Origin of the sequence: Streptomyces sp. SID14478 (assembly GCF_010548525.1) — a bacterium.
Taxonomy (GTDB): domain Bacteria; phylum Actinomycetota; class Actinomycetes; order Streptomycetales; family Streptomycetaceae; genus Streptomyces.
The window spans coordinates 1-10,217 of record NZ_JAAGMG010000280.1; the positions used below are offsets into that span (position 1 = coordinate 1).

Genomic DNA, 10,217 nt, shown 5'->3' on the forward strand with positions numbered 1-10,217 from the left:
TCCGGGGCAGCGCCCCGTGACCTTCGCCCGGACCCCGCCGGCTCACTGCTGGGGCGCCCCCGCGGCCCCGTACCCCGCGTCGCCCCCGTCCTCGGCCCCGGCCGGCAGCCGAGGCGCCCGGTACCCGGACACGGCCCCCGCCGAGGGATCCGGCCGCCACAGCCCCCAGCAGGGGATTCGCGGCGATTGAGCAGCGGGATCCGGGGCAGCGCCCCGTGACCTTCGCCCGGACCCCGCCGGCTCACTGCTGGGGCGCCCCCGCGGCCCCGTACCCCGCGTCGCCCCCGTCCTCGGCCCCGGCCGGCAGCCGAGGCGCCCGGTACCCGGACACAGCCCCCGCCGAGGGATCCGGCCGCACAGCCCCCAGCAGGGGATTCGCGGCGATCGGCGACACCTTGACCCGCGCCCCCGGCCGCGGCGCCTGCACCACCATCCCGTCGCCCAGGTACATCGCGACGTGCGTGGCCTTGGGGAAGTAGAGGACGAGGTCCCCGGGCCGCAGCTCGGACAGCGGCACCCGGGGCAGCGTCGCCCACTGCTCCTGCGACGTCCGCGGGATCCGCTGCCCGGCATGCGCCCACGCCTGCGACGTGAGCCCCGAGCAGTCGAAGGCCTTCGGCCCCTCCGCGCCCCACACGTACGGCTTCCCGATCTGCCGCACGGCGTACGCGAGCGCGGCTTCACCCGCCTTCGACGGCGACCTGCCGGCCGAGCTGAGCGCCCCCGACGCCATGAACGACCGCTGCGCGTCGGCCGTCCCCGCGTCCTCCAGGCGGGAGAGCTGGGCCAGCTGGGCGGAGGTGAGCGAGGCCAGCAGCTCCTCGACGTCCTTGAGCCGCTTCTGGACGGCGTCCCGCTCCTTCTTCTGCTTCGCGGCGAGCTGCAGCTGCCGGTCGAGCCCGGCCCGCGCCTTCGTGGCGAGGCCGTCGGCCTTCTTCTCGTCGCCGACGAGCCGGTCGACGGTGGCCTCCTGCTTCTTGGCGGCGCGCAGGATCACCCGGCCCTGGTCGAGGGCGTGCTGCGGATCGCGGGCGAGCAGCAGCCGCACGTACGGCGAGATCTCACTGCGCCCCTGGTACTGCTCGCGCGCGAGACGTCCGGCCGCGATCTTGCTGCTGTGCAGGGAGCCGCGCGCCGTGGCCAGTTTCTGGGCGAGCGCCTCGGACTCCTTGCGGCGCTCCTTGAGCTGCTCCGCGGTGGCGTTGTACGTCTCGCTGGCCTCCTCGGCCTGCCGGTACAGCGTCTGAAGGTCCGTCAGCAGCTCACCGACGGACTTCTCCCCGCCGGGACCGGGCACCGCGCCCACCGGACCCGGCGCCAGCAGCACCCCCGCGACGGCCGCCATGCACCCCCACCGCACCAGGCGGGTCGCGCTGCGCTTGCCTGACACCTCATCACCTCCGGTGCGGAGCAGCGTTTGTGCTCCCCACCGTGAACATGAACAGACGACCGACGGGTCCACTCGGCAGGCTGCGCGGTTCGGCCCAACTGCGCCACTCCTCCGGTGGGTGCCCGGCGAGCCGCCTTTACGCCTTCTTCGGCTTCTTGGACCACGGCCAGCGCACGGCGCGCTCGACCTTCCCGTCGGGCCGGAACGCGTACTGCCACTTCTGCACCAGCCGCACCGCCTTGCCGTCGGGCACGGGCTCGCGTACGTACACGAGAACGGTGTCGGGCCCGCCGTCCGCGTCCGGCACCGGCACCTTGTACACCTTGGGCGGATTGCCGGTCGCGGTCGTGAGGACGGGCAGCGTCCGCCCGTCGAGGGGGCCGCCGACGAAGGGGATCTCTTCACTCTTCACGGCACAAGTGTCCCTGTCCGGCGCGAACGCGGCCCGCCGCCCGGGCCCGGCCCTCAGCCTTCGAGGCGGGCGGCCCGCGCCTTCAGGTCCTGCGCGAAGGGATCCCGGTCCGGGCCGCGCACCGGCTCGCCCAGCGCACGGGCCCGCGCGGCCACGGCGCTCCCGTCACGCCCCTGTCACAGCAGGTGCGCCGCGTCGCTCACCACCGGCAGCACCCGCCGCGCCAGTTCGCCCACCGGGCCCTCGGGCGTCTCCAGGGCGAGGGCGTACCGGACGACGTCCGCCGTCTGTGCGTCCCGGCCGGCGGTCGCCGTGAGGACCGCCATGAACTGGTCGACGAGACCGTCCCGCAGCTCTTCCAGAGGCGGCTGCTTGTCCTCGTCGAGCCAGATGAGGGAGGCCGCCTCGACGGCGGTGATCCACATGCGGACCGTCATGCGCAGGCGCGGGCCGGGGGAGGCCGCGTTCAGATGGCTGAGGATGCGCTCGGCCGCGGCGCGCCGGACGCCGTCCACGATCGCGGTCGTGCGGGACGTCTCGACGACGCTGCCGCCCTGGAGCAGCGCCGCGAAGCCCATGTCGTGCTGGTCGACGAAGGCCAGGTAGCGGTCCAGGGCGCGGGTCAGCCGGAAGGTGAGCGGGCCCTCGGGCGGCTCGGCGAAGCACTGCTCCAGCTCGTCGGCGGCGGAGCGGAGCGCGGCCTCGTACAACTGCTGTTTGCCGCCCGGGAAGTAGCGGTAGACCAGCGGGCGCGAGACACCCGCCACCTCGGCGACGTCGTCGAGGGAGACCTCCTCCGGCGCCCGGTGCGCGAACAGCGACAGCGCCGACTCCAGGAGCTGCGCCCGCCGCTCCTCGACGCTGAGCCGTCTGTAGGCGGGCGTGCCGGTTGCCGAGGTCATGTCCGGCAGCGTAACCGGCACCGTGGCGCCGCCGTCAGGCCAGCAGCCCCGACGCACGCCACATCCGCCGGCCCACCCCGCGCAGCACCCCGATGTCGTCGAGGAAGTCCGTGAGGCGCTTGGCTCCCGTCTGCATGATCTCGCGGCGGTGGCCGCTCGCCCTGACCTGGGCCACGGCCTCCTTCTTGTCGAGGCCCACGTTCGTGTAGACCTCGGGGTTGACGAAGGCCTCCGAGAAGACGCGGGCGAACTCGCCCGACGTGAGGCGCGTGAACTCCTGCGACCAGCGCGGCGCCGTCACCATCTGGCGCCTCAACTCCTCGCGCGCGTACCGGACATGGCGGGCCTCCTCGACGACGTGGATGCGCGTCACGCCGCGCACGAGGCTCTGCACGCGCTCGTCGGGGAAGGTGAGCCGCTGCATCCAGTCGAGTATCTCCTCGCCGAGCAGCGTCGCCGTGAACGAACCCGGCGTCGTCGAGATCGTCTTGAAGAGCCGGCCCAGGTTGTGGTGGACGCGGGTCACCGGGTAGTGCGGGGTCTCGCCACGCGTGATCAGGCGCGCGAACATCTTCGAGTGCCGGCACTCGTCCTCGATCTCGGTGAGCGCGTAGCGCACGTGCGCGCTCGTCGCCGCCTTGTCGTACACGTGCCGGACGAGCAGTTGCATCAGGATCAGCTCGAACCAGATGCCGAGCGAGGCGAGCGCCGCGGCCTCGTGCATGGACAGGGCGATCCGCTGTTCCTCGCTCATCCGCTGCCACAGCGGGGTGCCGTACAGCGACACCAGCTCCGGCGGCCAGAACCACTTGCCGTCCTCGAACGGCGCGTCCCAGTCGAGTTCCTGGTCCGGATCGAAGGAGTGCTTGGCGGAAGAGTCGAGCAGCCGCTCGGCCACCTGCTCCCGGTCCTTGAGCAGACCGAGTGCGTCGCGCAGTCCCGACAGCGCGTCGGCCTCCGTCGTGGTCGTCATCGCTGACTCTCCGTCCCTGTCGAGGAGTTACCGGCGGTCACGTCTCTGCCTCCGTCTTATGAGACTGCTTGTCAGCAAGGGCGTCAATCCCTCGTGCGCGACTTGTTGACCCCGCGTCTACCACCGTGTGAGCCTGCCGGTATGGCGACGCACGAGCTGTACACCAGGGCCCCGGACGAGCCCAACTGGCAGGTACCGTCAGCCGGTTCGGCCCGCTTCAGCTGGGAATACGACGACGGACGCGATCGGCTGCTCGCCCTGTACCAAAAGGGCAAGGACAAGCAGTGGGACGGCGCCAAACGCATCGACTGGGACCTCGAAGTCGATCCGTACGATCCCCTCGGCACCCCCGACGAGGCGATGTCCCTGTACGGCACGCCCCACTGGGCGAAGATGACCGACAAGGACAAGGGGGAGCTGCGCAAGCACTACACCTCCTGGCAGTTCAGCCAGTTCCTGCACGGCGAGCAGGGCGCCATGGTCTGCGCGGCGCGCATCGTGGAGTCCGTCCCCGACCTCGACGCCAAGTTCTACTCGGCGACGCAGACCATGGACGAGGCGCGGCACGCGGAGATCTACGGCCGCTTCCTGCACGAGAAGATCGGGCTGCTCTACCCGATCAACGACAACCTCCAGGCCCTCCTCGGCGACACCCTGCGCGACTCCCGCTGGGACATGCCCTACCTCGGCATGCAAGTCCTCATCGAGGGACTGGCGTTGGCCGCGTTCGGCATGATCCGCGACACCACCGACAAGCCGCTGCCGAAGCAGATCCTCGCGTACGTGATGCAGGACGAGGCCCGCCACGTCGCCTTCGGGCGCATGGCGCTGCGCGACTACTACAAGCAGCTCACCGACGCCGAGCTGCGCGAGCGCGAGGAATTCGTCATCGAGGGCTGCTACTTGATGCGCGACCGGCTGCGCGGCGTCGAGGTCCTGGAGGACTTCGGCATCCCGAAGGCGCAGGCCGAGGAGTACAGCGAGCAGTCCGAATACCTCGCGCTCTTCCGGCAGTTGCTGTTCAGCCGCATCGTCCCGTGCGTCAAGGACATCGGCCTGTGGGGCAAGCGGCTGCAGCAGGCCTACGTCGACATGGGCGTCTTCGAGATGGGCAACTCGAACCTCGACCTGCTGATGGCGCAGGACGAGGAGATCGCCGAGAAGCTCGACGCGGAGCGCTTCGCCGCCGAGGAGCAGGAGCGGGTCGCGGAGGTGGACGCCGCCATCCGCGCGGGCGACGTGCAGTAGATTTCGGGCGTGTCCACGCCACCGCAGCCCCCGCCCCAGCAGCCGAACCCGCACGGTCAGCAGCCGCCGCCCCCGCCGCACGGCCCGCAGCCGTACGGGCAGCCGCCCGCCTACCCCGGGTTCCCGCAGCAGCAGCCGGGGATGCCCTACCCCGCGCCCTGGGGCGCCCCGCCGCCGCCTCCCAAGAAGCGGCGGGTCGGGCTGATCATCGGGATCGTCGCCGGGGTCGTGGTGCTCGGCGTCGTCGGGCTCATCGGCCTGGGCGCGCTCGCCTGGTTCGGGAACAACGCGACCTTCCCGGACGCCGAGTACAAGCTGACGCTGTCCCCGACGGTGCTCGACGGCAAGTACCGGCTGACCCAGGACCTGTCCGCGAGCAAGGGCTCGGAGCTGGAGGACGAGGCCACCGGCGCCTGGGACGCCAAGGACGTCAAGGCCGTGATCGGGCAGTACGCCGCCGGCGGCGACCCGAACAAGGGCGTGCTCGTCGTCTCCGGGATGTACGGCCGCTTCAAGAACACCGCTGAGGCCCGCACCAACATGATGAAGGGCGCCGGCGAGGCCGAGAGCGCCTCCGTCGCCGTCCCGCCCAAGGACTTCCGTCCCGCGGGCTACGACGTGACCGTCACCTGCGAGGTGCTCACCCAGAACAACGCGGGCACCTCCGTCACCGTGCCGATGTGCGGCTGGGTCGACGACAACACCGGCGCCTCCGTCGGCGAGGTCACCCAGGAAAGTGCCACGCAGGACCCGCAGGCCGTCGACCTGGAGGCGGCCGCCGAGACGGCCGCCAAGGTGCGCGAGGACCTCAGGAAGCCGCTGGGCTGAACTGCCGGCGCAGGCTGAACGCGTAGGGGGTCGGGCCGTGCTCACGCAGGTGCGTGAGGCGCTGCTCGGCCTCCGCCACGGTCGGGCGGTGACCGGCCGGCACCCACCACAGCGCCGTCACCGCCTCGCTCAGCCGCTCGAAGAACTCCCTTCTGCGGGCGAGGAGTTCGCGATGGGTGCCCGCGTACATGAAGGCCTTCAGCGCGTCGTGGTCCCGCCACACCGACATGTTCACCAGGAGCCACTCGTCGTCGTAGATGCGCAGGTCCGTCGCGTCGCCCGAGTCGCCCTGCAGGCGCCAGACGAACCCGTCGGCGGCGTCGGCCGTCGCGTTCACCGGCTCCAGGTTGTCGGTGAAGTCCTTCAGCTCGGGAGTGTCGAGGGGGGCCGTGAGGCGGCCGATGTTCACCTGGGCGAGTTCATACGTGGTCATGAGCGCGACGCTAGAGGCGCACGTGCCGCCCGCACAGGTCCATTTCGCTCCTTGGTACGGGGACCACATTCCCGGCGGCGGCGCTGAACAGGCCTACCTTTCCGGCGAGTTGAGCACGGCCTCCATGACCGACCGGGCGATGGGCGCCGCGCTGCCGCCGCCGCTGACGTCGTCCCGGTTCGCCGCCGCGTCCTCCACCACCACGGCCACCGCCACCTGTGGCGAGGACGCGTCGTCGGCCTGCGCGTAGGCGATGAACCAGGCGTACGGGACACCTTCGTTGTTCACGCCGTTCTGCGCGGTGCCGGTCTTGCCGCCCACGGTCGCGCCGGAGATCTGCGCGTTCGTGCCGGTGCCCTTCGTCACGGCGTCGACCATCATCTGCTGCAATTGCGTCGCCGTGTACGGCGACATGGCCTGCTTGTAGGTCTTGGTCCCGGTGGTCGAGACGGTGTCGCCGTCGTCGGTCGTCGTCCTGTCGACGAGGTGCGGCGACATCAGCGTCCCGCCGTTGGCGACCGCCGCCGAGACCATCGCCATCTGCAGGGGCGTGGCCGCGGTGTCGTACTGCCCGATGGAGGAGAGCGCCACCTGCGAGTCGTTCATGTCCGTGTCGAAGTTGGACTTGGCGGCGGTCATGGGGATCTTGATGCCGCTGTCGTTGAAGCCGAAGTTCTCCGACATCTTGACCATGTCGGCCAGCCCCACCTGCGCACCGAGGTTGGCGAACACCGTGTTGCAGGAGACCTGGAGCGCGTACTCCAGCGTCGCGTTCTCGCAGGGCAGGCTCGGGTTCTCGTTGGTGAGCCGGGTGGTCGTGCCGGGCAGCGTGTACGGGGAGGGGGTGTCGGTCTCGGTGGTGATGCCGTTGACGACGTCGTGCTCCAGCGCGGCCGCGGCCGTGACCACCTTGAACGTCGAACCCGGCGGATACGTCTGCCGGATCGCCCTGTTGAGCATCGGCTGGTCGGGGTCGGAGATCAGCCGCGACCACGCGTCCGTCGTGGCCGCGCCGGTGCCCGCGATGTCCCCGGGGTCGTAGGAGGGCGCCGAGACGAGCGCCAGGATCTTCCCGGTCGAGGGGTCGAGCGCCGCGACGGCACCCTTCTTGCCGCCCAGTCCGGCGTACGCGGCCTGCTGCGCGGCGGCGTTGATCGTGGTCACCGCGTTGCCGCCGGGGTTCTGGGCGCGCGAGACGTCGTTCCAGAAGGGGATCGGGGAGAGCATCGGGTCGGTGCCGGAGAGGATGTCGTCCTCGGCGCTCTCGACGAACGTCGTGCCGTACGTCTGCGAGGCGTACCCGGTGACGGGGGAGTACAGCGGGCCGTTCGTGTACGTGCGCTCGTAGCGCAGGGACTGCCCGCTGTCCTTGGAACCCGTGACCGGCTTGCCCTGCACGAGGATGTTGCCGCGCGGCTGGCCGTAGCGCTCGATGGTGGTGCGGCGGTTGGCCGCGTTGCCGTCGAGCGAGTCGGCTTGGAAGACCTGGACGCGGGCCGCGTTGACGAGCAGCGCGACGAGCAGGATCAGGCAGAACACCGAGGCACGGCGGATGTACTTGGTCACTTGGCCCCCTCCAGGGCGTCCTCCGGCAGCAGCGCGCCGCGGGCCCGGTCGCTGACCCGGACGAGGACCGCGACGATGATCCAGTTGGTGACGAGCGACGAACCGCCCTGCGCGAGGAACGGCATCGCCATGCCGGTCAGCGGGATGAGCCCCATCACGCCGCCCGCGATGACGAAGACCTGCAGCGCGACGATCGAGGCGAGGCCGATGGAGAGCAGCCGGCCGAAGGGGTCGCGCAGCGCGAGCCCGGCGCGGTAGCCCCGCTCCACGAGAAGCGCGTAGAGCAGGAAGATCGCGGTCAGGCCGACCAGCCCGAGCTCCTCGCCGGCCGTCGCCAGGATGAAGTCGGACTTGGCGGCGAAGCCGATGAGGATCGAGTGGCCGAGCCCGAGCCCGGTGCCGAGCATGCCGCCCGCCGCGAACGCGAAGAGGGACTGGGCGAGTTGGCCCGGGCCGTTGCCCGCGTCGATGGAGGCGAAGGGGTGCAGCCAGTCCTCGACGCGGCCGTGCACGTGCGGTTCGAAGGACGCCACGACGAACGCGCCCGCGGCGGCGAGCAGCAGCCCGATGGCGATCCAGCTGCCGCGCCCCGTCGCGACGTAGAGCATCACGATGAACAGGCCGAAGAACAGCAGCGAGGTGCCGAGGTCGGTCTCCAGGACCAGGACGCCGACGCTGATCAGCCAGATCGCGAGGATCGGGGCGAAGACGCGCATCGTCGGCAGCTGTAGCTTCCAGATCTTCTTGCCGGTGTACGTGAGCGCGTTGCGGTTGGCCGCGAGGTAGCTGGCGAAGAAGATCGCGAGCAGGATCTTGGCGAACTCGCCGGGCTGGATGGAGAATCCGCCGATCCGGATCCAGATCCGGGCACCGTTCACGGCCGGGAAGAAGATCGGCAGGATCATCAGGACCAGCGCCGCGACGACGCAGAGGTACGCGTACCGCTGCAGCACCCGGTGGTCGCGCAGGAAGACCACGAACGCGATGAACAGGCCCACCCCGAGCGTCGACCAGATCAGCTGGGTGGGAGCGGCCTCGTCGCTGGGGGTCTCCAGGTCCAGGCGGTAGATCAGCACCAGACCGAGGCCGTTGAGCAGGACCGCGATGGGCAGCAGCAGCGGGTCCGCGTACGGGGCGCGGAAGCGGATCGCGCAGTGCGCGAGGAGCGCGAGCACGCCGAGCCCGGCGCCGTAACCGGCGGCGCCGGGCGGGACGGAGCCGTTCTTGGCGAGCCCGACGTCGCAGTAGCCGTAGACACTGAGCAGGACGGCGAGAACGATCAGGGCGAGCTCGGTCCCCCTCCGCCGGGGGACGCGTACGGCGGGTACCGAGGACCGTGCTTTCGTTCCTGCCGAGCCCGTTGAACCGGTCATGACGGGAACGTAGCAAGCAAGTCCGCGATATCCAGTTATGTCAGCACCAGCGGGGCGCCGCGCCGATGTTGTTGATGTACTTCGCCGAACCCCACGCCCACGTGCCGTCGGTGAGCAGGTACCAGAGGTGGTTGCCCTCGACGTTGTCGCCGCCCGTCTTGCAGAAGATCGGGACGATCGCGTTGTACCGCGCGGTGCGGATCACGCGGCCGCCGCGGGTGGGGGCGTCGCGCAGCAGGAGCCCGTGCTTGGCGACGACGCGGCCCTTGTAGACCGGCGGGTGGTTGTTGGCGCCGGTCGCGGAGTCGTCGGCGAGGGCGGGGGACGCGGCGGCGGTCAGCGTCGCGAGGGCGGCGACGGCTATGCCGAGGCGGGTGGTGACGGTCCGTGCGCTCACGGGGTCCTCCTGGGGAACGGAGTCGGGGCAGGGCCGGTAGGCGCCCTGCCCTCTCACCTAATGCGCCACCCTGGGGATGCGCACGGCGGCGGGCGCCGCCAGGGTGACCTCCGCTATCCCGGCCAGGACGCCGGCTCGTCGTAGGGCAGCGTCAGCGTCGCCAGTGCGCCGCCGTCCGGCGCGTTGGCGAACCGCAGCCGCGCGCCCAGGATCTCCGCCTGGCCCAGCGCGATCGTCAGGCCGAGGCCGTGCCCGCGCGCGCCGCCCTCCGTGCGGAACCGCTGCGGCCCGTGCTCCACCAGGTAGTCCGGGTAGCCCTCGCCGTGGTCCCGCACCGTGATCACCGGCCCGTCCACGCGCAGCACGACGGGCGGGCCGCCGTGCCGGTGCGCGTTCGCCACGAGGTTGCCGAGGACGCGCTCCAGCCGGCGCCGGTCCGTCACCACGCACACGTCCCGTACGACGACGATCTCGGTCGGCGCCTGCTGCGCGCTCACCTGGGTGCTGCCGGCCGCGCGCACCACCCGCTCCGCCACCGGCCCCAGCCAGGTCGCGTCCAGGTCGACGCGCTCGCTGCGCGCGTCCAGCCGGGAGATCTCCAGCAGGTCCTCGGTGAGCGTGCGCAGCGCGGCGACCCGGTCGCGCACCAGCTCGGTGGGGCGGCCCGGCGGCAACAGCTCGGCCGCGGCGTGCAG

General features: G+C 71.3%; 11 protein-coding genes. 2 read left to right on the top strand and 9 right to left on the bottom strand.

The window, feature by feature from the left end:
- Positions 1-241: 241 nt before the first annotated feature.
- The 4 genes from G3I40_RS09645 to G3I40_RS09660 form a co-directional block, all read right to left on the bottom strand.
- The gene (locus tag G3I40_RS09645) at positions 242-1,345 is read right to left on the bottom strand and encodes a C40 family peptidase (protein ID WP_164301752.1); all 1,104 of its coding nucleotides are present in this window, start codon (positions 1,343-1,345) and stop codon (positions 242-244) included.
- Positions 1,346-1,526: 181 nt separating this feature from the next.
- Positions 1,527-1,802 (bottom strand): hypothetical protein, encoded by a 276-nt coding sequence (locus tag G3I40_RS09650; RefSeq protein ID WP_164301743.1) that lies wholly within the window; start codon positions 1,800-1,802, stop codon positions 1,527-1,529.
- Between the two features lie 176 nt (positions 1,803-1,978).
- Complete coding sequence (locus G3I40_RS09655) at positions 1,979-2,704, bottom strand: TetR/AcrR family transcriptional regulator (RefSeq protein ID WP_164301744.1); 726 nt, start codon at positions 2,702-2,704, stop codon at positions 1,979-1,981.
- A gap of 34 nt (positions 2,705-2,738) precedes the next feature.
- Positions 2,739-3,677, bottom strand: a complete 939-nt coding sequence (locus tag G3I40_RS09660) for a diiron oxygenase (protein WP_164301745.1) — start codon at positions 3,675-3,677, stop codon at positions 2,739-2,741.
- Positions 3,678-3,818: 141 nt separating this feature from the next.
- Here G3I40_RS09660 and G3I40_RS09665 point away from each other — a divergent pair, with 141 nt between their 5' ends.
- Entirely contained in the window at positions 3,819-4,925 is a 1,107-nt protein-coding gene (locus G3I40_RS09665; RefSeq protein ID WP_164301746.1) for a ferritin-like domain-containing protein, read from the top strand.
- 9 nt (positions 4,926-4,934) lie between these two features.
- On the top strand, positions 4,935-5,753 hold the full coding sequence (locus G3I40_RS09670; protein ID WP_164301747.1) for a hypothetical protein: 819 nt from the start codon (positions 4,935-4,937) through the stop codon (positions 5,751-5,753).
- On the opposite strand, the gene G3I40_RS09675 is transcribed toward G3I40_RS09670, so the two are convergent.
- From G3I40_RS09675 to G3I40_RS09695, 5 genes are all read right to left on the bottom strand, one after another.
- Complete coding sequence (locus tag G3I40_RS09675; protein ID WP_164301748.1) at positions 5,734-6,186, bottom strand: DUF3291 domain-containing protein; 453 nt, start codon at positions 6,184-6,186, stop codon at positions 5,734-5,736. The two genes, G3I40_RS09670 and G3I40_RS09675, sit on opposite strands and share 20 nt — an antisense overlap.
- A gap of 93 nt (positions 6,187-6,279) precedes the next feature.
- Positions 6,280-7,752, bottom strand: a complete 1,473-nt coding sequence (locus tag G3I40_RS09680) for a penicillin-binding transpeptidase domain-containing protein (protein ID WP_164301749.1) — start codon at positions 7,750-7,752, stop codon at positions 6,280-6,282.
- Entirely contained in the window at positions 7,749-9,125 is a 1,377-nt protein-coding gene (locus tag G3I40_RS09685) for an FtsW/RodA/SpoVE family cell cycle protein (protein WP_164301750.1), read from the bottom strand. Before G3I40_RS09685 ends, G3I40_RS09680 begins: the two co-directional genes overlap by 4 nt.
- A gap of 40 nt (positions 9,126-9,165) precedes the next feature.
- Positions 9,166-9,522 carry an SH3 domain-containing protein gene (locus G3I40_RS09690; RefSeq protein WP_164301751.1) on the bottom strand — a complete coding sequence of 119 codons (357 nt, stop codon included), beginning with the start codon at positions 9,520-9,522 and terminating at the stop codon, positions 9,166-9,168.
- Between the two features lie 113 nt (positions 9,523-9,635).
- A partial coding sequence (locus G3I40_RS09695) for an ATP-binding protein (RefSeq protein WP_239091639.1) occupies positions 9,636-10,217 on the bottom strand: 582 nt, incomplete at its 5' end.